Source organism: Actinophytocola sediminis (genome assembly GCF_054779715.1).
On the sequence record NZ_BAAGXS010000025.1, the window covers coordinates 118537 to 141694 of the forward strand.

General features: G+C 72.5%; 23 protein-coding genes. 12 read left to right on the plus strand and 11 right to left on the minus strand.

Annotation, left to right across the window (positions count from 1 at the left end):
- Position 1 precedes the first annotated feature (1 nt).
- Genes ACYVIP_RS17490 through ACYVIP_RS17500 form a run of 3 tightly spaced genes read right to left on the minus strand, consistent with a single transcriptional unit; the run spans position 2 to position 4483 of the window.
- Positions 2–1084 (minus strand): LacI family DNA-binding transcriptional regulator, encoded by a 1083-nt coding sequence (locus ACYVIP_RS17490; protein WP_460397452.1) that lies wholly within the window; start codon positions 1082–1084, stop codon positions 2–4.
- Between the two features lie 34 nt (positions 1085–1118).
- Entirely contained in the window at positions 1119–2858 is a 1740-nt protein-coding gene (locus ACYVIP_RS17495; protein ID WP_460397454.1) for an ABC transporter ATP-binding protein, read from the minus strand.
- Positions 2855–4483: an ABC transporter ATP-binding protein gene (locus ACYVIP_RS17500; RefSeq protein ID WP_460397456.1), complete on the minus strand. Its 1629-nt coding sequence runs from the start codon at positions 4481–4483 to the stop codon at positions 2855–2857. The genes ACYVIP_RS17495 and ACYVIP_RS17500 overlap by 4 nt, the downstream gene beginning before the upstream one ends.
- Positions 4484–4796: 313 nt before the next feature.
- Between ACYVIP_RS17500 and ACYVIP_RS17505 the strand changes: the two genes are divergently transcribed.
- Entirely contained in the window at positions 4797–5510 is a 714-nt protein-coding gene (locus ACYVIP_RS17505) for a Clp protease N-terminal domain-containing protein (protein WP_460397458.1), read from the plus strand.
- A 3-nt stretch (positions 5511–5513) separates the two neighbouring features.
- On the opposite strand, the gene ACYVIP_RS17510 is transcribed toward ACYVIP_RS17505, so the two are convergent.
- Positions 5514–5987: a hypothetical protein gene (locus ACYVIP_RS17510; RefSeq protein WP_460397460.1), complete on the minus strand. Its 474-nt coding sequence runs from the start codon at positions 5985–5987 to the stop codon at positions 5514–5516.
- Positions 5988–6092: 105 nt separating this feature from the next.
- Here ACYVIP_RS17510 and ACYVIP_RS17515 point away from each other — a divergent pair, with 105 nt between their 5' ends.
- The 4 genes from ACYVIP_RS17515 to ACYVIP_RS17530 all read left to right on the plus strand — a co-directional run bounded on the left by ACYVIP_RS17515 (position 6093) and on the right by ACYVIP_RS17530 (position 9234).
- A complete protein-coding gene (locus ACYVIP_RS17515) occupies positions 6093–6776 on the plus strand; it encodes a response regulator transcription factor (protein WP_460397462.1) in 684 nt (227 codons plus the stop codon).
- A gap of 6 nt (positions 6777–6782) precedes the next feature.
- Positions 6783–8051 carry a sensor histidine kinase gene (locus ACYVIP_RS17520; protein WP_460397464.1) on the plus strand — a complete coding sequence of 423 codons (1269 nt, stop codon included), beginning with the start codon at positions 6783–6785 and terminating at the stop codon, positions 8049–8051.
- A gap of 76 nt (positions 8052–8127) precedes the next feature.
- On the plus strand, positions 8128–8661 hold the full coding sequence (locus tag ACYVIP_RS17525; RefSeq protein WP_460397466.1) for a PepSY domain-containing protein: 534 nt from the start codon (positions 8128–8130) through the stop codon (positions 8659–8661).
- Between the two features lie 27 nt (positions 8662–8688).
- Positions 8689–9234 (plus strand): GNAT family N-acetyltransferase, encoded by a 546-nt coding sequence (locus tag ACYVIP_RS17530; protein WP_460397468.1) that lies wholly within the window; start codon positions 8689–8691, stop codon positions 9232–9234.
- Here ACYVIP_RS17530 and ACYVIP_RS17535 read toward each other — a convergent pair.
- Positions 9227–9760, minus strand: a complete 534-nt coding sequence (locus tag ACYVIP_RS17535; RefSeq protein WP_460397470.1) for a carboxymuconolactone decarboxylase family protein — start codon at positions 9758–9760, stop codon at positions 9227–9229. The genes ACYVIP_RS17530 and ACYVIP_RS17535 overlap by 8 nt on opposite strands.
- A gap of 17 nt (positions 9761–9777) precedes the next feature.
- Here ACYVIP_RS17535 and ACYVIP_RS17540 point away from each other — a divergent pair, with 17 nt between their 5' ends.
- Entirely contained in the window at positions 9778–10290 is a 513-nt protein-coding gene (locus ACYVIP_RS17540) for a MarR family winged helix-turn-helix transcriptional regulator (RefSeq protein WP_460397472.1), read from the plus strand.
- Positions 10291–10637: 347 nt separating this feature from the next.
- Here ACYVIP_RS17540 and ACYVIP_RS17545 read toward each other — a convergent pair whose 3' ends face one another.
- Both ACYVIP_RS17545 and ACYVIP_RS17550 read right to left on the minus strand, forming a co-directional pair.
- A complete protein-coding gene (locus ACYVIP_RS17545) occupies positions 10638–11072 on the minus strand; it encodes a DUF5313 family protein (RefSeq protein WP_460397474.1) in 435 nt (144 codons plus the stop codon).
- Positions 11069–11482 (minus strand): PaaI family thioesterase, encoded by a 414-nt coding sequence (locus ACYVIP_RS17550; RefSeq protein ID WP_460397476.1) that lies wholly within the window; start codon positions 11480–11482, stop codon positions 11069–11071. Before ACYVIP_RS17550 ends, ACYVIP_RS17545 begins: the two co-directional genes overlap by 4 nt.
- Positions 11483–11546: 64 nt before the next feature.
- On the opposite strand from ACYVIP_RS17550, the gene ACYVIP_RS17555 reads away from it, so the two are divergent.
- The 4 genes from ACYVIP_RS17555 to ACYVIP_RS17570 all read left to right on the plus strand — a co-directional run bounded on the left by ACYVIP_RS17555 (position 11547) and on the right by ACYVIP_RS17570 (position 15642).
- On the plus strand, positions 11547–12308 hold the full coding sequence (locus ACYVIP_RS17555; RefSeq protein ID WP_460397478.1) for an endonuclease/exonuclease/phosphatase family protein: 762 nt from the start codon (positions 11547–11549) through the stop codon (positions 12306–12308).
- A 48-nt stretch (positions 12309–12356) separates the two neighbouring features.
- On the plus strand, positions 12357–13550 hold the full coding sequence (gene dinB / locus ACYVIP_RS17560) for a DNA polymerase IV (protein WP_460397480.1): 1194 nt from the start codon (positions 12357–12359) through the stop codon (positions 13548–13550).
- 125 nt (positions 13551–13675) lie between these two features.
- The gene (locus tag ACYVIP_RS17565) at positions 13676–15376 is read left to right on the plus strand and encodes a sodium:solute symporter family protein (protein ID WP_460397506.1); all 1701 of its coding nucleotides are present in this window, start codon (positions 13676–13678) and stop codon (positions 15374–15376) included.
- Positions 15377–15384: 8 nt separating this feature from the next.
- On the plus strand, positions 15385–15642 hold the full coding sequence (locus ACYVIP_RS17570; protein WP_460397482.1) for a hypothetical protein: 258 nt from the start codon (positions 15385–15387) through the stop codon (positions 15640–15642).
- A gap of 46 nt (positions 15643–15688) precedes the next feature.
- Here ACYVIP_RS17570 and ACYVIP_RS17575 read toward each other — a convergent pair whose 3' ends face one another.
- Positions 15689–16228, minus strand: a complete 540-nt coding sequence (locus tag ACYVIP_RS17575; protein ID WP_460397484.1) for a hypothetical protein — start codon at positions 16226–16228, stop codon at positions 15689–15691.
- A 229-nt stretch (positions 16229–16457) separates the two neighbouring features.
- Between ACYVIP_RS17575 and ACYVIP_RS17580 the strand changes: the two genes are divergently transcribed.
- Both ACYVIP_RS17580 and ACYVIP_RS17585 read left to right on the plus strand, forming a co-directional pair.
- Complete coding sequence (locus tag ACYVIP_RS17580; protein WP_460397486.1) at positions 16458–17567, plus strand: FUSC family protein; 1110 nt, start codon at positions 16458–16460, stop codon at positions 17565–17567.
- Between the two features lie 292 nt (positions 17568–17859).
- Positions 17860–18837: an AI-2E family transporter gene (locus ACYVIP_RS17585; RefSeq protein ID WP_460397488.1), complete on the plus strand. Its 978-nt coding sequence runs from the start codon at positions 17860–17862 to the stop codon at positions 18835–18837.
- Here ACYVIP_RS17585 and ACYVIP_RS17590 read toward each other — a convergent pair whose 3' ends face one another.
- From ACYVIP_RS17590 to treY, 3 genes are read right to left on the minus strand one after another with little or no spacing between them, the layout of a single operon-like run.
- Complete coding sequence (locus ACYVIP_RS17590; protein ID WP_460397490.1) at positions 18838–19062, minus strand: DUF2630 family protein; 225 nt, start codon at positions 19060–19062, stop codon at positions 18838–18840.
- A 21-nt stretch (positions 19063–19083) separates the two neighbouring features.
- Positions 19084–20832: a malto-oligosyltrehalose trehalohydrolase gene (treZ, locus tag ACYVIP_RS17595; protein ID WP_460397492.1), complete on the minus strand. Its 1749-nt coding sequence runs from the start codon at positions 20830–20832 to the stop codon at positions 19084–19086.
- Positions 20832–23069: a malto-oligosyltrehalose synthase gene (treY, locus tag ACYVIP_RS17600; RefSeq protein WP_460397494.1), complete on the minus strand. Its 2238-nt coding sequence runs from the start codon at positions 23067–23069 to the stop codon at positions 20832–20834. The genes treZ and treY overlap by 1 nt, the downstream gene beginning before the upstream one ends.
- Positions 23070–23158: the final 89 nt, after the last annotated feature.

Consider the following 23158-nt stretch of genomic DNA (forward strand, 5'->3'; position numbering starts at 1 on the left):
GTCAGCGGGTGAAGCCGGGGAGGCGGCGTTCTGGTTCGGGTGGGGGTGGGCAGCCGCAGCTCTCCCGGTGGGTCTGGGTCACCGGCAGCAGCACCGATCTCGGCTCGCGGTCCGGGTCCTGTAAGCGGTCCACCAGCATGTCCACCGCCGCCCCGCCGAGCTTGCGCATCGGCTGGCTCACCGTGGTCAGGCTCGGGCGCACCACCCGCCCGAGCGGGATCCCGTCGAACCCGACCACCGCCACGTCCGCCGGCACCCGCAACCCCCGCCGCTCCAACGTCTGCAGCGCGCCGAGTGCCATCTGGTCGTTCGCGCACACCAGCGCCTCCGGCGGCTGCCCGACCCGTGCCAGCAACCGGTCGGTCGCCGCCCGGCCGTCGGCCTGGGTGAAGTTCCCCCGCGTGTCCGGCTCGTCGGGCACCGCGAGCCCGGCCGCCGCGCACGCCCGCTGGAAACCGTGGAACCGGGCCTCAGCGTCCGGCGAGTCCACGGTCCCACCGAGGAAAGCCAGCCGCCGCAGGCCGTGGTCGGCGATCAGGTGGCTGGTCATCTCGAACTCGCCGTCGGCGTTGGCGACCTCGAGGTGGTCGAGGTGGTCGATCTCCCTCGGTCCGGCGATCATCACCACCGGCAGCCTGCGGGAGATGATCTCCAGATCCTCCGTGGGCACCGTGCGCGCCAGCACCGCGAACCCGTCGACCCGCCCGGCCACCTTGGCCACCAGGCTCTCCGGGCCACCCGCCAGCGACGCGGCGATCAGCAACGCGTACCCGTGCCGGCGCGCGGCCCGTTCCATGCCCCGGGTGATCTCGTCGGCGTAGAGCATCTGCTCCGGGTCGCTGGCCGTGTCGTCCTCGACCTCGGGGTCGGCGTAGTCCGGGAAGCACAGCCCGAGTACCCCGGTACTGCGGCTGGCCAGCCCGCGCGCGCTGCCGCTGGGCACATAGCCGAGCTCCTTGGCGATCGCCAGCACCCGTTCCCTGGTCTGCGTGCGCACGGTGTCCGGATTCCGGTACACCCTGGACACCGTGGCGATCGACACCTGCGCGCGCTTGGCTACGTCATAGACCGTGGGGGCGCCCATATTTCTCCCTGTAAGCGCATTCAGACCCAGCACCCTACCCGGCCCCGGTCCAGCTCCGCCACAGCTCCGCATAGCGCCCACCGGCGGCCACCAGGTCAGCGTGCGCGCCAGTCTCCACCACCTGACCGTGTTCGAGCACCAGCACCCGGTCGGCCAGCTCGGCCTGGGTCAGCCGGTGCGCCACGATCACCGTCGTGCGGCCCGTGGTCGCGGCCACCGCCGCCCGCTCCAGCTCACGCGCCCCCGCGCTGCCCGCCTCGGCCGTCGCCTCGTCCAGGATCGCCACCGTCGGGTCGGTGAGCACCAACCTGGCCAGCGCCAACTGCTGGGCCTGGGCCGCGGTGAGCCGGTGCGCGCTCTCGCCGACCACGGTGTCCAACCCGTCCGACAACGCGCGCACCCAGGCCATCGCGCCGACCACCGACAGCGCCTCGACGGCCTCCTGCTCGGTGGCCGCCGGCCGGGCCAGGCGCAGGTCGGCGATCAGCGGGCCGGAGAACACGTGCACCTCCTGGCTCAGCATCGCGATGTGCCGCCCCCGGTTCAACTCGCCGACCGGCACGCCGCCAAGCGCCACCGTGCCGGCGACCGGGTCGAGCACGCCGGCGACGATCCCGGCCAGCGTCGACTTGCCGGCGCCGGTCGCGCCGACCACCGCCAGCCGCTCACCGGGCGCGATCCGCACCGACACGCCACCGAGCACCAGCGGCCCGTCGGCGTAGCGGTGCCCGACGCCGGTCAGCTCCAGCCCGCTGTCCACCGGCTCGCGGACCACCGCCGGCGGGCCCGGCCGGTCGAGCTCGGCGACCCCGACCAGCCTGGCCAGGCTCGCGCCCGCCGACTGGATCTCGTCGAACTGCAGGATCACCGCGCCGATCGGGTTGAACAGCCGGTGGAAGTACAGCGCGGCGGCCGTGGTCGCGCCGACGGTCACCAGATCCGCGCGCACCAGCAGGAACCCGCTCACCAGGATCGCCGCGAGGCCGACGAACTCGGCCCGGTTCAGCCGGCCGACCAGCCGGGTGAACAGCCGGAACACCCCGATCGACAGGTCCATCGCGGCCCGCGAGCGCTCGTTGACCACCGCCGTGTGCTCGTCCTCGAGCCGGTAGGCGCGCACGGTCTGGCCGCTCTGCAACGAGCTGACCATCGCCTGCGCCCGTTCGCCGACCGCCACCCGCTCCCGCGCGTAGAACGGGCCCGACCTCGGCAGGTACCAGCGCACGGCGAGCACGTACATCGGCGCGGCGACCAGGCCGGCGATCCCCAGCCGCCAGTCGAGCGCGAACATGCCGCCCGCGGTCAGCACGATCGTCAGCAGCGCCGACACCAGCTGCGGCCCGGTGCTGACCAGCGCGGTGGTGACCGCCGAGACGTCGTCGCCGACCCGGGAGAGCAGGTCCCCGGTGCCCACCCGGTCCAGCGTGCTGGCCGGCAGGTGCAGCGTGCGGTCGAGCACCCGCTCCCGCAACCGGGCGAGCACGGTCTCCCCGAGCCTGCTCAGCAGCGTGGCCGACACCCCGGTGAGCAGTCCGGTGGCCAGCGCGGCGACCGCGATGATCACCGCGGCGAGGACCACGTCGCCGGTGGCCGCCCCGCCGGCGATGTCGTCGACCATCGCGCCGAGCACCCAGGGCGCGACCAGCCCGCCCGCGCTGGCGCCGACCGCGGTGACCATGGTGGCCACCCCGAGCCACGGCAGGCGGCGCACCTCGGCCCACAGCGCGGCCCAGGTCCTGCTGGCCGAGGCGATCGGCAGCAGCTCGCGGGTCATCGCAGCACCGTCTCGCGGTACCGGGCGTCGGTCTCGGCCAGCTCGGCGTGCGTGCCGGTGGCGATGATCCGCCCGCCGTCGAGCACCAGCACCCGGTCGACGACCGCGAGCAGCGCGGGGCTCGCGGTGACCAGCAGCGTGCTCGCCGAGGCCCGCAGCCCGACGATGCCCTGGGCGATCCGCTCCTCGGTGACCGCGTCGACCGCGGTGGTCGGTTCGTGCAGCACGAGCACCGGCGGCCCGGCCGCCAGCGCCCTGGCCAGCCCGATGCGCTGGCGCTGCCCGCCGGACAGCGTCGTGCCCCGGTCGGTGACCGGGTGGTCGAGCCCAGCGGGCGCGGCGGCCACGATGTCGTCCGCGGCGGCCGCGGCCACCGCGGCCGCGACCGTCTCCGCCGGCCGCGCGACCCCGGCGTTCAGGTTGCTGCGCAACGTTCCCTCGAACAACGCGACGTCGTGCTGCTCGACCAGCACCGCCGCGCGGCTGGTCGCCAGGTCGAGCTCGGCCAGCGGCACCCCGCCGACGCACACCGACCCCAGGTAGTCGCCCGCCGGCACCGCGCCGGCCAGCAGCTCCAGCAGCGCGTCGCAGTCACGCTGGTCGTAGCCGACGACGCCGACGGTCTCGCCCGGCTCGAGGTCGAGGCTCAGCCCGGTGAGCGTGCGGTAGGAGACCTCGCGCAGCGCTACGCCGGCGGCCGGCAGGTCGGTGCGGGTGCCCGGGGTCAGCACCGGGGGCGCGGTCAGGATGCGCACCAGCCTGGCGGCCGACGCGCGTGCCTCGGCCACCATCTGGCCGGCGAACCCGAGCAGCCGCACCGGCTCGGCGATGAACTGCGCCAGGCCGACGACGGTGATCAGCTCGCCGATCGTGATCCGCCCGTCGAGCGCGCGCCACCCGGCGAACCCGGCGACCGCGGCGAGGAACAGCCCACTGGCCGCGGCGGTGATGCCGAGGTAGACGCCGTTGGTGGTGGCCGCGCGCAGGCTCGCGCGCAGCGCGCCTCGGCTGGTGGCGCGGTAGGTGTCCGCGGCGCTGGCCTGGGCGCCGATGCCGCGCAGCGCCCGCACCCCGCGCACCAGGTCGGTGGCCAGCGCGGTGGTCTCGCCCGCGGTCTCCTGGGCCGCCGCGGCCCGCCGGGTGAGCAGCGGGCTGAGTACCTGCAGCCCGGCCACCAGCAGCGGCACCCCGACCAGCACGGTGATCCCGAGCGGCACGTCGATGGTCAGCAGCGACACCGCCGACACGCCGAGCCCGATCAGCGCGGCCGTGCCCATCGACCCGGCCTCCATGACCGTCGCGGCCCGTTCGGCGTCGGAGGTGGCGACCTGGAGCACCTCGCCCGCGCGCATCCCGGTCCGGTGCCCGCGCGGGTCGAGCACCCTGGCGACCACCTCCACCCGCAGCTGGTGTATTTCGCGTTGCATGGCGACCACCATGTGCCGGGCGCCCAGCCGCCAGGCGGTGGTCAACGAGGCGAACAGCGCGGCCAGCACCAGCACCCACCACAGCAGGGACCACGTGTCCCCGGTGCCGACGGCCCGGTCGATGATCACGCCGATCATCACCGGCACCAGCGCCTCCGCTGCCTGGTGGCCGGCGAGTAACGCCACCCCGGCGGACATCCGACCACGGTGGCGGCCTATCGATCTGCGCAGCAGGCGACCACCGGTGAGCTCGCGCACGAGGGCTCCTCCCAGTTTCTCCGGGAAGCCTAATGAGCCACCTGCTGCCAACCACAGGCCGCCGTTCGCCTGAGCCGCGTGGCTGCCAACCGCGGCTAAGGGGAACGGAACGCGACCCAGCCACCGACCCGCACGGAACCGGAACCCACTTGCTCAACGCAACGAACACTTTTGACTCCGGGGAGGCGGGACGGTCGCGCAGTTCTCACGGTGCTCATTGCTTATAACCCCAATTGGGGGTATTAATGGGGGTATGCCAAAAGTGAACGTGTACCTGCCGGACGACCTCGCCGAGAGCGTCAAGGAGACCGGCCTGCCGGTCTCGGCCATCTGCCAGCGCGCCCTCGAACAGTCGATCAAACGGGTCGGCGCCATCCGCGCGATCACGATCGGCGACCTGAACCAGGCCGACCCGACCGCCGGGCTGTCCCATTTCACGCCGCGGTCCAAGCAGGCCGTCAAGATCGCCATCCACCGGGCGCGGGAGCGCGGCGCGGCCGAGATCGGCACCGGGGACCTGCTGGCCGGCATGCTCACCGAGGGCGCCAACCTCGCCCTGCAGATCCTGCGCTCCCTGGAGATCGACCCGGCGATCGTGCTGCGCGAGGTCGACCAGCACGCCGCGGTCGCCGAGCCGGGTGCGGGCACCCGGCTGAGCCGCACCGCCGCCAACGCCCTGGAGCTGACCGTGGTCGAGGCGCTCCTGGCCGGGCACAACTACGTCGGCTGCGAGCACCTGCTGCTCGGTCTGGTCGCCGAGCCGGACGGCGCGGCGGGCGAGGTGCTCCGTGGGCTGGGAGTCGAGTCCAAGCAGGCCAGGCAGGCGGTGGCCGCCGCGCTGGTCGGCTACGCGCACCTGCGCGCGAACCAGGACACGACCGGCGAGCTCACCTCGGTGGTCCAGCAGGCGCTCGCGCCGCTGCTGCGGCGGCTGGACCGGCTGGAGCAGCAGGCGGGGCTGACCTGAGGGTCAGTCGTCCTCGTCGATCTCCGCCTTCGGCGCGCCGTTCACGCAGCGCAGCCGGACCTCGATCTCCCGGTCGCCGGACTGGAACTTCACCGACGGGTGATCGTCGACCTCGTCGTCAGAGTCGACCAGGAAACCCTGTTCCGGCACCGCCTGCAGCACCCGCACCCCGCCGGGCGCACACTGGGAGAGCACCGTGCCACCGGCGGTCGTGGTGGTCACCTCCTGCCCGTTCACGGGCACCGACGTCGGCGGCGAGGTCGTCGGTGAGGTCGGCGGCGACACCCGTGAGGACTCGGCCGGCTCGGCTGGCCTGCTCCGCAGCTGATCGTCCACTTCGGACTGGCTGAGCGGGCTGCTGCCGCCGCCGAAGATGTCCGTGCCGATGGCCGACACCGCGGTCATGCCGACCGCGGTCGCCGCCGCCGCGGCCACCAGCCACAGCAGCACCCCGGTGGTGACCCGTCCGCGCCGCACGCCCCCGAGTATGCCCGCCGCGATGGTTAACGCGGCCCTAACGCCGGCCTATGGCCGCCCTGGCCAACCGCGGTTTCGGCGGCTGGTGCCTTAGTGTTCGACCACATGGCGCAGGTACTGGTGGTCGAGGACGACGCGACCATCCGCACGTCGATCATCCGCGGGCTCACCGACCGCGGCCACGCCGTGGTCTCCGCGCCGACCGCGCTGGCCGGCCTGGAGCTGGCGGTGAGCGACCGGCCCGACGTCGTCGTGCTCGACCTCGGGCTGCCCGACCTCGACGGCAAGGTCATGCTGCGCATGCTGCGGGGCGTGTCCGACGTGCCGGTCGTGGTGGCCACCGCGCGCGACGACGAGAGCGAGATCGTCGCCGTGCTGGACGCGGGCGCCGACGACTACGTGGTCAAACCGTTCGGCGTCGCGCAGCTCGACGCCCGGATCCGCGCGGTGCTGCGCCGCGGCGCGGACGATCCGGCCGACCAGACCGTCGCCGTCGGCGGTCTGCTGGTCGACCCGCGCTCCCGGCGGGCGACGCTGGACCAGCGGGTGCTGGAGCTGACCCCGCGCGAGTTCGACCTGCTGCACTACCTCGCCGCCCGCGCCGGCGAGGTGGTCAGCAAACGGGAGCTGCTCACCGAGGTCTGGCAACTGCCATACGGCGGCGCGGACAAGACCGTCGACGTGCACCTGTCCTGGCTGCGCCGCAAGCTCGGCGAGACCGCGCAACAGGCCCGCTACCTGCACGCGGTGCGCGGTGTCGGCGTGCGGCTCGCGGCGCCGGGGGAGTGATCGCCGATGCGTCGTCGCGTGCTGCTGCTGGTGGCGGCCACCACCACGCTGGTGCTCGTCGCGTTCCTCGTGCCGCTGGCGATGCTGGTCCGCAACGCGGCCGCCGACCAGGCGATCCAGCGCGCGGCCGTGCAGGCCCAGGCGCTGACCTCGCTGGTCGTGGCCACCGAACGGCAGATGATCGAGCTGGCCGTCGAGCAGGTCAACGCCCGCTCCGAACAGGATGTGACGGTGTTCCTCGACGGGGCCCGGCTCGGGGTCCCGGTCGAGCGCACGCCGCTGGTCGAGCTGGCCGAGAGCGGCCGCAGCGAGTCGGCGCGGGTGGCCGGCGGACAGGAGATCGCGTTCGCCGTGCAGCGGCCGGGGGCGGCCACGGCGGTGATCCGCACGTTCGTCCCGGATGCCGAGCTGAGCCGAGGTGTCGGCCGGGCGTGGCTGCTGCTCGGCGGGCTCGGGCTGTTGTTGCTGGTGGTGTCGCTGATGGTGGCCGACTGGCTGGCTCGCGCGTTCGTTCGGTCCACTGTGGACCTCGCGGCGGTGTCCCACCGGCTCGGCCGGGGGGAGCTGGCCGCGCGGGCCGACGAGTCGGCGCCCGGGGAGCTCGGCGTGGTCGCCGGCGCGCTCAACGGGCTGGCCGGCCGGATCGACGAGGCGCTGCGCGAGGAGCGGGAGACGATCGCGGACCTGTCGCACCGGGTGCGGACCCCGCTGACCTCACTGCGTATGGAGGCCGAGTCGCTGTCCGAAAGGGACAGTGAGCGGATCGTGGCCGGGGTCGAGGCGGTGCACCGCGCGGTGACCGACGTGATCCACCAGGCCCGCAGGCGCGGCGGCACGCCGGAGGGCACGGTCACCGACGCGGCCGAGGTGGTGGCGGCCAGGGTGGCGTTCTGGGCGGTGCTCGCCGAGGACACCGAACGCGCGCTGACCGTGGACGTGCGGCCAGGCCCGCTGCCGGTGGCGCTCGGCCGGGCCGACCTGGAGGCGTGCGTGGACGCCTTGCTGGGCAACGTGTTCGCGCACACGCCGAACGGCACCGCGTTCGCCGTGCGGCTGGTCGCGGTGCCCGGCGGCGCCCAGTTGGTGGTGGCCGACGCCGGACCGGGGCTGCCGGCCGAACCCGTGCTGCGGCGCGGGGTGAGCGGCTCGGGGTCGAGCGGGCTCGGGCTGGACATCGTGCGCAGGGCGGCCGAACGCACCGGCGGCTCGGTGGTGCTCTCGCCGGGGCCCCGAGGTGGGCTGAGCGTGGCCGTCACGTTCTTAGGGTCGCGTTAACCGTCGGGCAGCGCGCCGCTAGGCCGGGGCGCGCGACTGTGGTGGGGAACCGGAACCCAGCCAGAAAGGACCCACCATGAACCGCAGGACCATCGTCGTGGCCGCCGCCGCGGGAGCGCTGATCGTCTCCGCGGGCAGCGCGATCGCGTTGGCCGCCAACGACCGGACCGACAGCCCGGTCGTCGGCGTGGCCGCCCAGCAGACCAGTAACTCGGTCACGGCCACCGCGTCCGAGTCGTCCTCAGCGTCGTCTCCTGAGTCGTCTCCTGCTTCGTCGTCGGCGGCTTCTCCTTCGTCGTCAACGCAGTCCCCGGCATCGTCGACCGCCGCCGGCCTGACCCCGGACGACGCGGTGCGGGTGGTCCAGCAGCGGCTCGGCGGCGGCCAGGTCCACGAGGTGGAGCGCGAGGAGGAACACGGCCGCCTGGAATGGAAGGTCGAGATCTCCAAGGACAACATCACCTACGACATCCGCGTCGACGCCAAGACCGGTGGGATCACCAGGGTGGAACAGGATGACCGCGACGACGACCGCGACGACGACCGGGATGACGACCGCGACGATGACTGGGACGACGATCGGGATGACCACAAGGGCGGCGACCGTTGATCGTCAGTCGGGGATAACCTGCGGGTTGTGCACAGAGGCATCGCGGTACGTCGCATCGACGCGATCCAGCTCGGCCGGCATGCCACCCAGCTGGAGACGCTGTACCGGCGCTGCTTCACCGAGCCACCGTGGCGGGAGTCGGCCGAACGCCTCGCCGGTTTCCCCGGCCGCCTCACCGCACACCTCGGCCGCGCCGGCTTCACCGGCCTGGTCGCCGTGGCCGGCGGCCACCTGGTCGGCGCGGTCTACGGCTGGCCAGCCGGGCCGCGACTGGCCACCGGCTCCCCCTTCGACGACGCCCTGGCCGCCGCGGTCACCGCCGAGGTGGCCGGCCGGCTCGTCGCCCCGGCGCTGATCGTCGCCGAGCTGATGGTCGACCCGGCCCACCAGCGCCACGGCATCGGCCGCGGCCTGCTGACCAGGTTCGTCAACGGCTGGCCGGCGGCCTGGCTGTGCACCCACCCCGACGCGCCGGCCGCCCGCCTCTACCGCCAGGACGGCTGGCGGGAGGAGACCAAGTTCGAGGTCGACGAGTACCCGATGGTCCTGTTCACCTGGCGCGCGCTCACCTGAACGCGGCCAACTGCTCGTCCAGCGGCGCGCCGGTCAACCGATTGGCCACAGTGGACAGTGTGTAGGCGCCGATCCCCAGGACCACCTCCAACGCCTGCCGCCTGGTGAAACCGTTGGCCAGGAAGGTCGACAGCCGCTGCTCGCCGACCGCGCCCGCCGACTCCAGAACGTCCACAGTGAACTCCTGGACGGCAGCGAGCCGCGGGTCCGGCACCGGCGTGCCCGCCCGTAACGCGGCGATCAGCCCGGGATCCGCGCCGAGCCGGGTGAGTGTCGCGGTGTGCATGGCGACACAGACCGCGCACCCGTTGCGCACGGCGACGGTCATGATCACCGTCTCGCGGGCGAGCTGGTCGAGCGTGCTGGTCTCGAACATGGCGCTCAGCTTCAGGAAGCCGTCGAGCAGGGGTGGCGACTCGGCCATCCTGGCGACCGGCGCCGGCAGGTAGCCCAGGCGGTCGGCGGTGGCGGCCATGGCCCGGCGGGCGGCCGGCGGCGCGGACTCGACGGTGTGGTCGACGAACATGGGCAACTCCCGATAGGTTGGACAACGTGGTTGACGATACAGTAAACCAGGTTGACGAAATCGGGCAAGGGTACGAGCTGCCACTGCTCCTGTTCGCCGGCTTCCGCGCGCTCATCGACCAACTGCACGCCGAACTGGCCAGGCAGGGACATCCGGACGCCAGGCCGGCGCACGGGTTCGCCATGCAGGCCATCGGCCGGGACGGGGCGACGGCGAGCGAACTGGGCAGGCGGCTCGGGGTGTCCAAACAGGCCGCTGGCAAGACCGTCGACCGGCTGGAGCGGCTCGGCTACGTCGAGCGGGTCGAGGACGAGGCCGACGCGCGCCGCAAGCTCATCCGCCTGACCCCGCACGGTGTCGAGCTGCTCGCCCGGTCCGCGGCGATCTTCGACGAGCTGCGGGCGGAGTGGGTGCGCACGCTCGGCGCGCGGCGGGTCCGCGACCTGGAGACCGGGCTGCGCCGGGTCGTGCCGGCCGGTCTCATGCGCCTGGACGCCGCCGGCTGGTTCGGTGCCGACGGTGGGGCATGAGCGATTGCCGAACGGTCGGCCTGGCTGGTATTTTCGGCAGGTCAGGAAATCCCGCCCAGAAATGACTGGGGGCGCCCGGGCCGATCGGGGGGCGGGGATCCGGGCGCCCATTCGCAGCGAATAACCCGACCCGCGCCGGTAGCGATACCACCGGTCGCGACAGTCCGGGATTCCGATGCCCAGCCAACGGATGATCAGCTGCACCTCCCTCTTGTGCCAGCATGTTCCGCGCTCCGCGAAACCAACCATGACGCTAGCTGAGTTAACCCGTTGATGTCTTTCCCCGGGCCGGCTGAACAAATTGTCGCCACCGGTGGTGAGAGCCGGGTCAATTACACGAGAATGGCCTAACGGAGATCTCGTTCAGGTGGATTCTCCGCCGGGCGCCACTTGGCCTGGTATCGCTTGGCCTCGTCGGCGTGTGCCGCCGCGTCGGCCAGACGGCGCAGCGCGGACGCGTGTCCTGGCGGAAAGCCGTACTTGGCAAGCCGGGCGTCCACGCTCTCCATCGCGTTGGCCAACGCGAACCGCAGGCTGACCAACACCCCGAGCAGGATCGAGCCCAGCGCGATCGGCCACGACCCGCCGACCCCCGCGAGCACCACCAACAGCACCGCGAAGATCGGCGCCAGCTGCACCAACACCCGCACCAGCGCGCGCACCAGCCAGGTTCGGCTGGTGGCGTCGTGCAGCACCCAGTCGCGGTAGCCGGCCGGCAGCCGGCCGCCGAACTGGTAGTAGAGCCACAACAACGGGTTGGGGCGGCGTGGCCGGCCGGTCATCTCGGCCGGGGCAGGGCGATCGTGCCGGTGGCGGTCGCCACCACCGTCTCCCCGGCCGGGCCGGCGGTGCGCAGCTCGGCACGGCAGTCGACCCGCCGGTCGTCGGTGCTGGTGACCCTGGCGTGCGCGCGCAGCGTGGCGCCGCTGGCCGGCCGCAGGTAGCTGATGGTCACCCCGCCGGTGAGCGCGCCCGGCCCGAGCACGCTGCCGCCGGCGAAGATCAGCGCGGTGTCCGCCGCGTAGGCCAGCACGCCGCAGTGCACCAGGCCGTCGTGCTGGGTGAGCTCGTCGCGGATGTCGAGCTCGACGGTCGCCGCGCCGTCGGTGAGCTCGGTGAGCCGCGCGCCGACGAGCACGCTGAACGGCTGCGCGGCCAGCAACTGCCTGGCCGCCTCGATGGATACCGGCACGACTGCCCCTCATCGGTGGTAAGGAGATCTTGCCACAGCCCGGCACACCTGCTTGTCTCATCGCGTGCGCACTCTGACCCGGTTACTCGTCGTGCTGTCGTTGGCCATGCTCGGTGGCGCCGGCCAGGCCGGCCAGGCAGCCGCCGCGACGACCGTGCCGGTACTGCAGCTCAACCTCTGTCACAGCGGGGCCGCCGACTGCTTCTCCGGCGACGCCGTGGTGGTCAGGGCGGTCTCGGTGATCGCCTCGGTGCGGCCCAAGGTGGTGTCGGTCAACGAGGCCTGCGCCGGCGACGTCGAGCCGTTGCGCGCGGCGATGGGAGAGGCGCGGTCGGTGTTCGTGGCCGCCCAGCGCCCGAACGGCACCCCGGTGCTCTGCGCCAATGGCCAGCAGTACGGCAACTTCGTGCTGGTCGCCTCGTCGCTGGCCGGTGGCGCGGCGGTCACCGGCCGGTACACCGCGCAGGACACCAGCAACGAGATGCGGGTCTGGGCGTGCCTCCCGGCCGGTGCGCTGAGCGCGTGCACCACCCACCTGTCCGCCCGCAGCGGCTCGACGGCGCTCGCGCAGTGCCGTGAGCTGATGACCACCGCGGTCGGCTACGCGGCCACGGCGCCGGTCGTGGTGTCCGGGGACATGAACCTGCGCTACCAGGGCAGCCCGAACGTCCAGGACTGCAACCCGAGCGGCTTCTACCGCAAGGGTGACGGGTCCGTGCAGCACGTGTTCGCCACGAACAACCTGACCTTCGTGAGCGGTCGGACGATCAGCATGTCCGGCACCACCGACCACCCGGCGTGGTTGGTCACCGTCACGCTGGCCTAGCGCTCTCACCAGCGCCGAGTGGCGGTTGTCGGTGCTCGATGCGAACATATGTTCGTGACCGGAGCAACCATTCTGCACGCCGACCTGGACGCGTTCTACGCCGCCGTCGAGCAACGTGACGACCCCCGCCTGCGCGGGCGGCCGGTGATCGTCGGCGGCGGCGTCGTGCTGGCGGCGAGCTATGAGGCGAAGTTCCACGGCGTGCGCACCGCGATGGGTGGTGGGCGCGCGTTACGCCTGTGCCCGCACGCGATCGTGGTGGCGCCGAGGATGTCGGCCTACAGCGCGGCCAGCAAGGCGGTGTTCGAGGTGTTCCGCGACACCACCCCGCTGGTCGAGCCGGTCTCCATCGACGAGGCGTTTCTCGAGGTCGGCGGCTTACACCGGATCGCGGGCACGCCGACGGCGATCGCACGGCGATTACGCGGGGAGGTGCTCGAGCGGGTCGGCCTGCCCATCACCGTCGGCGTGGCCAGGACCAAGTTCCTGGCCAAGGTCGCCAGTGGGGTGGCCAAGCCGGACGGCCTGCTCGTGGTACCTCCCGACGGTGAGCTCGACTTCCTGCACCCGCTGCCGGTGGCGCGGCTGTGGGGCGTCGGCCAGGTGACCTCGGCGAAGCTGCAAGCGCGCGGCGTGCGGACGGTCGGGCAGGTCGCGGCGTTGCCGGAGTCGACGCTGGTCGGCATGCTCGGCCGGGCCGCCGGCCGACACCTGCACGCGTTGGCGCACAACCAGGATCCGCGCCGGGTCCGGGTCGGCCAGCGTCGCCGGTCGATCGGCGCGCAGCGCGCGCTCGGCCGCTCGACCAGGACCGGACACGACCTGGAGGTGTCGCTGGCCGCGCTGGTCGACCGGACGACCCGCCGGCTGCGCGCCGCGCGGCGGGTCTGTCGGACCGTGGTGCTGCGGCTGCGCTTCGCCGACTTCGCGCGGGTGACGCGCTCGCGCACGCTGCTCCAGTCCACCGACGACACCCAACTCGTGCTCGACACCGCGCTGAGGTTGCTGCGCGAGGCCATGCCGACCATCGACGAACGGGGGATCACGCTGATCGGGGTCGCACTGTCCAACTTGGACCGGGACAACGCGATCCAGCTGGCCCTGCCGTTCGACGGCAGTCCGGCCGGCACGCTGGACACCGCGCTGGACCATGTCCGCGACCGGTTCGGCACGGCCGCGGTGACCAGAGCGGCACTGCTCGGTCGCGACCCCGGCATCTCGGTGCCGGTTCTGCCCGACTGACGACAGGAGGCTTACGCACAACTGAATATCGGCCTTGGGTCCGATGTGGATGGTCGCTCGCCAAGCGACCGGCGGCGTTCTGGTGTTGGCTCGGGAGCGATGGGTCGACTCGAGGAGGTGCCGTGGTGACCGTCCTGGCCCAAGCAGACCTGCGGCTGGACGCCAGCGTGATCGACTACGTGTTGCTGGCGGTGTACTTCCTGCTTGTCCTGGGCATCGGGTATATGGCCCGGCGTGGGGTGTCGAACAGTCTGGACTTCTTCCTGTCCGGGCGATCGCTGCCCGCGTGGGTCACCGGGCTCGCGTTCATCTCCGCGAACCTCGGCGCCATCGAGGTCATGGGGATGTCGGCCAACGGCGCCGAGTACGGCATGCCGACCGCGCACTACTTCTGGATCGGCGCGGTGCCGGCGATGCTGTTCCTCGGCATCGTGATGATGCCGTTCTACTACGGCTCGAAGGTCCGCAGCGTCCCGGAGTACATGTTGCGCCGCTTCGGCAAGCCGGCGCACCTGGTCAACGGGATCAGCTTCGCCACCGCGCAGGTGCTGATCGCGGGAGCGAACCTGTTCCTGCTGGCGAACGTGGTCAACCTGCTGCTGGGCTGGCCGCTGTGGGTCTCGGTGGTCGTCGCCGCGGCGATCGTGCTCAGCTACACCGCGCTCGGTGGGCTGTCCGCGGCGATCTACAACGAGGTGCTGCAGTTCGTGGTGATCGTGGCCGCGCTGTTGCCGCTGACCATCGTCGGGCTGTACAAGGTCGGCGGCTGGCAGGGGCTGATGGACAAGGTGAGCGCCGGGCCGGGTGGGCCGGAGCAGGTGAGCAGTTGGCCGGGCAACCAGCTCACCGGGTTCGAGGACAACTTCCTGTCGATCCTCGGCCTGGTGTTCGGGCTTGGCTTCGTGCTCTCGTTCGGCTACTGGACGACGAACTTCGTCGAGGTCCAGCGCGCGCTGGCGGCCAAGAGCATGTCCGCGGCCCAGCGCACGCCGATCATCGGCGCGTTCCCGAAGCTGCTGATCCCGTTCATCGTGATCATCCCGGGCATGGTCGCCGGGGTGGCGGTCACCGAGTTGCAGGGCGCGAACAAGACGGCGCTGCTGGCCGGCGAGGACGCGCCGAGCGGCGCCACGTTCAACAACGCGTTGCTGCTGCTGATGCGGGACCTGCTGCCCAACGGCATGCTCGGCGTCGCCATCGCCGGGTTGCTCGCCTCGTTCATGGCCGGCATGGCGGCGAACCTCAGCTCGTTCAACACCGTGTTCACCTATGACATCTGGCAGGCCTACCTGCGCAAGGACCGGCCCGACGACTACTACCTGCGGGTCGGCCGGGTGGTCACGGTGTTCGCCACGGTGCTCGCCATCGGCACCGCGTTCATCGCCTCCACCTACGCCAACCTGATGGACTATCTGCAGCAGCTGTTCTCGTTCTTCAACGCGCCGCTGTTCGCGACGTTCATCCTCGGCATGTTCTGGCGCCGGATGTCGCCGGCCGCGGGCTGGATCGGCCTGGTCGCCGGCACCGCGTCGGCGATCTTCGTGTTCATCCTGACCGAGTCCGGCGTCTGGGTGCTGCCCGGCCAGGGTGGCGCGTTCGTCGGCGCCGGCGCGGCGTTCGTGGTCGACATCCTGGTGAGCGTGGTGGTCACCTTCGTCACCGCGCCCAAGCCGGCCGAACAGTTGACCGGCCTGGTGTGGTCGCTCACGCCCAAGGAGTCCCGCCAGCGCTCGACCACCGGTGAGGACGCCGGGTGGTACCGCAACCCGGGGCTGCTCGCCGGCATCGTGCTGGTCATCACGATCGTGCTCAACATCATCTTCTAGGAGGACCGATGACCGCGAAACGAACCAGCCGCGTCGCCGCGTTCGACATTCGGCTGGTCATCGCCCTGTTGGTCGGGGTGTATGGGGTGGTGCTCACCGTGCTGGGCATCGGCTTCACCCCGGACGAGGAGATCGAGCGCTCCGCCGGGGTGAACATCAACCTGTGGGCGGGCATCGGGATGCTCGTCGGTTCGGCGGCGTTCGCGCTGTGGGCGGTCCTGCGGCCGCTGGTGGCCCCGGAGCAGGACGAGCCTGCCGACTCATGAAGCTCGGCGGCCGGTCCGGGGGTCCGGCCGCCGAGTCCCCGGTCGGTTACCTGACCACGCGGCGGTAGCGCTGCACCCGGCCGGGGCCGGGCAGCGCGAACCGGCGGATCAGGTAGGTGAGCAGGGCGCCGATGGCCAGCCACAGCAGGGCGGCGAGCCCCTCGTTCAGCAGAGTGGCCAGCTTGGCGTTGTCCGGGGTGAACAAACCGTTGAGCCCCAACGTGATGCCGGAGGCCCAACCATCCACAAAGGAGGCGAAGCTGTTGCCCATGTTGGCCGAGCCGAGCACCAGCACGATATGCACCGCGAGCACGATCGCGAACAGCACGGTGACCACGTTGATCAGCGTGCAGACGATGTTCACGGTGCGGATCCGCCGGTAGTCCGGGTTGGTCACACCTTCCTCGACGTACTCGCCCTCGTAGGCCCCCGGCCCGGCGACCGGCGGAGTCTGCGGGGTGTGCGGAGTCTGCGGGACCGGCGCCGGCTCCGGCCGCCGCGAGATGGCGGGATCGACCACCGCCGGGTCGGCTGGCTCGGCGGCGGGATAGGGGTTGAGCCGGGTCCGGTCGGGGTCGTAACGCATCTGCTACCTCACAGGTATGGCCAATCGCCGACCCCGGCCGCCCACACCCGCGCCGGGCCAGGAGTTCGGCTCACTCGTTGCTTACCCACCGCATCAGCCGATAAACCCGTTCGTGGGTTTGGGTGCTCCCTGCCGTGGTGGCCGGTGTCGGTTGGTGGGCCATGGTTCACCGTCAACACGCTCGGCTACCAACCGTGGTGTGGTGTGCGCGGCGCGCTGAGGTCGGTGCGTGGCTGGACTAGCCTCGGAGTTCGTGCGGGTGGTGAGCAAGGCCAGGCTTCGGTCCGCCGCGCGGCGTCGGGTGCGCGCGCTGCGCTACATGGCGCTGCCCATCCTCCAGTGCGGGATCGCGGCCGGGGTCGCCTGGCTGGTGGCCACCAACGTCTTCGACCACCCCCGGCCGTTCTTCGCGCCGATCGCGGTGATCATCTCCATCGGGGTCGGGCTCGGGCAGCGGCGGCTGCGGCGGGTGGCCGAGCTGATCGTCGGGGTGAGCCTCGGGATCGGCATCGGTGACCTGCTCGTCTATTCCATCGGCACCGGGCCGTGGCAGATCGCGCTGGTGGTCACCCTCGCGATGACCGTCGCGGTGGCGCTCGACGGCGGACCGCTGATCACCGTGCAGGCCGGTGCCTCCGCCGTGCTGGTCGCCGCCCTGGTGCCGCCGGGGACCACCGGTGGGCTCGACCGGATGGTCGACGCGCTGATCGGCGGGCTGCTCGGGCTCGCCGCGGTCGCGCTGCTGCCCGGTAATCCGCCGAAGGTGGCTCGGCGGCACGCCCGTCAGATGATCATGGCGGTGGCCGGCGCGCTGACCAGCGCCGCCGACGCGATCGACACCCGTGACCCGGACCTCGCCGTGCGGGCACTGCGCAGGATCCAGTCCCAGCAGGCCATCGACGACTACCGGGACGCGCTGCGCACCGCGCGGGACATCCTCGCCATCGCGCCGGTGCACTGGCGGCAGCGCCAGCCGTTGCGCGCCTACATCAGCGCGGCCGAGCCACTGGACAGCGCGCTGCGCAACATCCGGGTCCTGTTGCGGCGCACCAGATCCGCGCTCGCCGACGGGGAGCCGGTGCCGCCGGTGATCCCCGTCGCGCTGCGCGGCCTCGCCGAGGCCGCCGGGGAGTTCGCCGAGCGGCTGTGGGCCAGCCGGGGCGAGGTGCGGCAGAAGATCGGCGAGGCGGTCTCGTCGATCGAGGTCGAGAGCCTGGTCGGTGGCGGGTTCTCCGCGCAGGTCGTGGCCGCGCAGACGCGTTCGGTCGCGGTGGATCTGTTGCAGGCCACCGGCATGCGCCACGACGAGGCTCGGGCCGTGCTGCCCCCGATCACCTGAGCCACCTTTTCCTTGTCGGGCAACGGTTTCCGTGATGCCGCCGAAGCTGTGGCGTCGCCGGGGCGGTCACCGTCGGTGACCTGTTTCGGGCCGGCGGCGGCTGAACTCGCGGGTATCCGGCTGAGGGTCGATATTTGGCAGTGGTCGGATGGTCGGTCCGGTGAGGGCCTGAGCGAAACGGGAGACGGCGGTGGGCTCGTCGGAATCGGAACCAGGCGCTGTCTCCGGAACACCGGGGGCGGGGTGGCGGGCCGACTCGTTGGGGCGGCTCGCGGTTCGCGGGGCGCAGTTGGTGGTCATCGTGCTGGCGGTGTGGGTTGCCGGGCAGGTGTTGGGGCGGCTCGCGTTCGTGACCGTCTCGGTGGCCATCGCGATCCTGCTCGCCGCCCTGTTCGTGCCCGGGGTGCGGTTTCTCGTGGGGCGGGGCATGCATCGCGCGTTGGCCACGGTGATCGTGCTGCTCGCCGGGTTGGCGTGTGTCGGCGGGCTGGTGACCTTCATGGTCGGCTCGGTCGTCGCCGGGCTGCCCGATCTCCAGCGGCGGCTGACCGAGAGCTATGACCAGTTGCGCGGCTGGTTGGCCGGCTTCGGCGTCAGCGGGCAGCAACTCGACCGGATGCTCGGCGACGCACAGAACTGGGTCTCGGAGAACCGGTCGAACCTCATGTCCGGGGTCTGGGGTGTGGTCTCCACCGCCGGCACCGTGCTCGCCGGGCTGGTGTTGGCGCTGTTCCTGCTGATCTTCTTCGTCTATGACGGCGAGCGGCTGTGGCGGGGGCTGCTGCGGCCGTGCCCTCCCGGCACCCGGGAGCGGATCGCCACCGCCGGTGACCGCGCGTTCCGGGACCTGACCTCGTTCGTGCGCACCACGCTGGTGGTCGCCTCGATCGACGCGGTGGGCATCGGGCTCGGGTTGTGGATCACCGGCGTGCCGCTGGTGCTGCCGCTGGCCGGGCTGGTGTTCCTCGGCGCGTTCGTGCCGCTGATCGGCGCGTTCGTCTCCGGGCTGGTGGCCGTACTCGTCGCGCTGGTCACGCAGGGGCCGGTGATCGCGTTGGTCGTGGTGGGGATCGTGGTACTGGTGCAGCAGCTGGAAGGCAACCTGCTCGAACCGCTGCTGATGAGCCACTCCGTGAGCCTGCACCCCGTCGCGGTGATCATCGGGGTGTCGGTCGGCGCCGAGTTGGCGGGGGTGGTCGGTGCGTTGCTGGCGGTGCCGGTGATGGCCACCGTGCGCGCGGCGGCGGCGCCCGCGTTGCCGCCCGAGTAGCTACTGTAGGTAACCCTCGACGACGTCGCCGGGCCGGGTCTTGGCGTCGTCCGGATCTTCGCCGGCCGAGCGGCGGGCGCGGCGTTGGCGCAGCAGATCCCAGCACTGGTCGAGCTCGACGGCCAGTGCGCGCAGTCGGGTCGTGTCCGGTTCGGGTTCGCGTTCCAGGCTGTGTTCCTCCTTGATGAGCGCGCCGATTCTGGCGGAAAGCTGTTTGTCGTCCATGCGTCCATGCTGGCACGGTCATCAGAACACCGCGAACGAGTCGCCGGGCAGGGTCACGTGGCCGCTGGTCACCTCGACCTCGCCCACGGTCAGTAGCGGGGTGGGCGGCCGGAGGTCGACGAGGATCTTCGACTCGTCCGTGCCCAGGTTGACCATCAGGCAGCGGGGGCCTCGGCGCAGGATCAGGCAGGACTCGTAGGTCTCGACGTGGAAGCGGTCCAGCCGGGGGTCGGCCAGCTCCGGGTGCGCGCGGCGCAGCGCGATCAGCGCCCGGTAGGTCTCGTACACCGTTCGGTGGGCGGGATCGTGCAGCTCGGCCCACGGCAGGGTGGAGCTGACCACGGTGCGCACGTCCAGGGGGTCGGGCACCTCGGACTCGCCCCAGCCGTGTTCGGCGAACTCGCGGCGCCTGCCGTCGCGCACCGCGGCCGCCAGCTCCTGGTCGGCGAACGAGGCGAAGAACTGCCACGGCGAGCTGGCCGCCCACTCCTCGCCCATGAACAGCATCGGCGTGTACGGCGAGCAGAACACGATCGCGGCGCCGCACAGCATCCTGGCCGGGGAGATCGTCGCGGTCAGCCGGTCGCCCCTGGCCCGGTTGCCGATCTGGTCGTGGTTCTGCAGGTAGCACAGGAAGCGGTGGCCGGCGTGGTGGATCGGGTCGATCGGCCGGCCGTGGGTCCGGCCGCGGAACGACGACCACGTGCCGGCGTGGAAGAACGCGCGGCGCAGCGTGGTCGCCAGCGCGCCCGGCTGGCCGAAGTCCCGGTAGTAGCCGTCGGTTTCGCCGGTGAGCGCCACGTGCAGCGCGTGGTGCAGGTCGTCGCACCACTGGGCGGCGAGGCCGTAGCCGCCGGCCTCCCGCGAGGTGACCAGCTTCGGGTCGTTCAGGTCGGACTCGGCGATCAGGTGCAGCGGCCGGCGCAGGCCCGCCGACAGCGCGTCGACCTCGGCCGCCAGCTCCGCCAGCAGGTGGGTGGCGCCCCGGTCGACCAGGGCGTGCACGGCGTCCAGCCGCAGGCCGTCGAGGTGGAAGTCGCGCAGCCAGCTCAGCGCGTTGTCGATGACGTAGCGGCGGACCTCGTCGGAGTCGGGGCCGTCGAGGTTCAGCGCCGGGCCCCAGATGGTGCGGCCGGCGAAGTACGGGCCGAAGCGGTCGAGGTAGGCCCCGGACGGGCCGAGGTGGTTGTAGACGACGTCCAGCAGCACGCCCATCCCCCGGACGTGGCAGGCGTCGACGAACCGTTTGAACGCCGCCGGGCCGCCGTAGGGCTCGTGGACCGCGCCCCACGCCACGCCGTCGTAGCCCCAGCCAGCGGTGCCGTCGAACGCGTTGACCGGGAGTACCTCGACCAGGTCGACGCCGAGGTCGACCAGGTGGTCGAGGCGGTCGAGCGCGGCGTTGAAGGTGCCCTGTTCGGTGAACGTGCCGATGTGCAGCTCGTAGATCACCGACCCGGCCAGCGCGCGGCCGGCCCAGTCCTGGTCGTGCCAGGGGTGGCCGCCGTGGTCGTAGCGGCGCGACGGGCCGTGCACCCCGGCCGGCTGCCAGCGCGACCGCGGGTCGGGCAGCGGGGTCTGGTCGTCGTCGAGCAGGTAGGCGTAGTCGGTGCCATCGCCAGTGTCGTCGCCAGTGTCCTCGCCGGTGCCCGGGACATCGGCGTGCCACCAGCCGCGCTCGTCCATGGTCATGTCGTGGGTGGTCGGGCCGATGGCCAGGCGCACCCGGTCGCGGTGGGGGGCCCACACCTGGAAGTGTTCGTCGGTCATCACGGCTCCCGGACCAGCAGGGCGACGGGGTAGCGGTCGAGCAGCTCGGCCAGCGGCGCGGCCGGCGGGACGTCGCGGCCGGTGAGCCGGTCGGTCCAGCGGCCGGGAGGTAGCGCGAGCACCGTGTCCTGCCAGCCGACGCGGGCCAGGGCCACCGGGAGCCGGGTGGCGACGGCCACCACGCCCGCGCGGGCGAAGGCCAGCGCGTGGTCGGCGGCCGGGCCGTCGGCGGGCAGCGGGCGGTAGCCGGTGAACAGCTCCGGGTGGGCCCGCCGCAGGCGCAGGGTGGTGCGCACGACGTGCAGCTTGGCCGCGCCGGTGGCGTCGACGTCCGGGAGCCAGCCGGTCTCCAGCCGGGTGAGCAGCCGTTCGCGGGCGGCGAAGTCGACCGGGCGGCGGTTGTCCGGATCGACCAGGGACAGGTCGAACAGCTCGGTGCCCTGGTAGACGTCCGGCACACCCGGCCCGGCCAGGTGCAGCAGCTTCTGGCCAAGCGCGTTGGACCAGCCGGGGCCGGCGATCCGGTCGACGAACGCCTCGACGTCCGCGCGCAGGTCGGCGTCGGCCAGCACCGCGTCCGGCCAGGCGCGCACGGCGGCCTCGAACGCCTCGTCGTGGTCGAGCCAGCTGGTGCGCAGCTTGGCCTCCTTGGCGGCCTTGTCCAGGTAGGCGGCCAGCCGGTCGGCGGTGATCGGCCACGCGCCGACCAGGGTCTGCCAGGCCAGCAGGTCCAGGGTCGGCTCGGCGAGGCCGTGCGCCGATGACCAGCGGCGGACGGCGGCGGCGAACTCGGCGGGCACCTCGGCCAGCACCGCGAGCCGGGCGCGGACGTCCTCCGCGCGTTTGGTGTCGTGTGTGGACAGGGTGGTCATGCCGGTCGGCCGGCCGGCGGCGCGGGCGGCGGCGGCCGCGTGGAACTCGGCGGGGCTGACGCCGAAGCGGTGCGGGTCGCCGCCGACCTCGTTGAGCGCGGTCAGCCGGGGGTAGCGGTAGGACGCGGTGTCCTCGTCGCCCTTGGCCACGACCATGCCGGAGGTCTGCTGGATGCGGGTGGCCAGCTCGCCGTGCGGGTCGGCGCGCACCGCCTCGTCGAGCCGGTCGAGGACCTCGGCGAACCGGGGGCGGCGGCGCTTCACGCGGTCGATCGCGGTGCGCCAGCCGGCCAGGCCTTCCGGCAGGTACGAGCGGTAGGCGGGGAAGGCGATCAGCACCTCGGCGACCGCCCAGGCCGGCAGCCACGGTGCCAGCGCGGCGATCCGGCGGATCTCGGCGACCAGGTAGCGCTCGGTGATCAGCCGGCGGGAGCGCTCCTGTTCGGCGGCGAACTCCGGCGTGGTGGCCAGTTCGGTGAGCGGCTCGCGCCCGGCCGGGTCGACGAACACGCCACCGAGCTGGCGCAGCGCGTCGTAGCCGGTGGTGCCGTCGACCGGCCAGGACGCCGGTAGCTCCTCGTCCGGCGCGAGGATCTTCTCCACCACCAGCCAGCAGTCGGTGTGCGCCCGCAGCCGGCGCAGGTAGCCGCCGGGGTCGGCAAGGCCGTCCGGGTGGTCGACGCGCAGGCCGTCGACCTCGCCCGCCCGCACCCAGCGCAGCACCTCGGCGTGGGTGGCGTCGAAGACCTCCTGGTCCTCGACCCGCACGGCCGCGAGCGTGGTGATGTCGAAGAACCGCCGGTAGGTCAGCTCGGCGTTGCCCCGGCGCCAGTGGATCAGCCGGTAGTGCTGGCGCTCGTGCACCTCCTGCGGGGTGCCGCCCTCGGTGCCGGGGGCGATGGGGAACTCGTGGTCGTGGTAGGCGAGCCGGCCATCGCGCAGCTCGATGGCACCGTCGTCGCCGCCGACCGGCAGCAGGATCGGGCCGCGCGACCAGTCGATGTCGAAGTAGGACGCGTAGCGGGACGCGCGGCCGTGGGTGAGCACGTCCCACCACCACGGGTTGGCCGAGGGCACCGCGACCGACATGTGGTTGGGCACCAGGTCGACGACCAGCCCGAGCCCGTGCTCGCGGGTGGCGGCCACGAGCGTGCGCCGCGCGCGCTCGCCGCCGAGCTCGGGGTTGGTCCGCGTGGGGTCGACCACGTCGTAGCCGTGGGTCGAGCCGGGCGCGGCGGCCAGCAGCGGGGAGGTGTAGACCGCGCCGGCGCCGAGGCGGTCGAGGTAGCTCACCAGCTCGGCGGTGGCGGTGAGGTCGAACGCCGGCCGGACCTGGACCCGGTAGGTGGACGTCGGTGCGGTCATGCCGGTGCTCCGGTGCGCTGCAGGACCAGCAGGGAGCGGGCGGCGACCGGGACGGTGGCGGCGGCGGGGACGCTGCGGGCGCCGGCCGG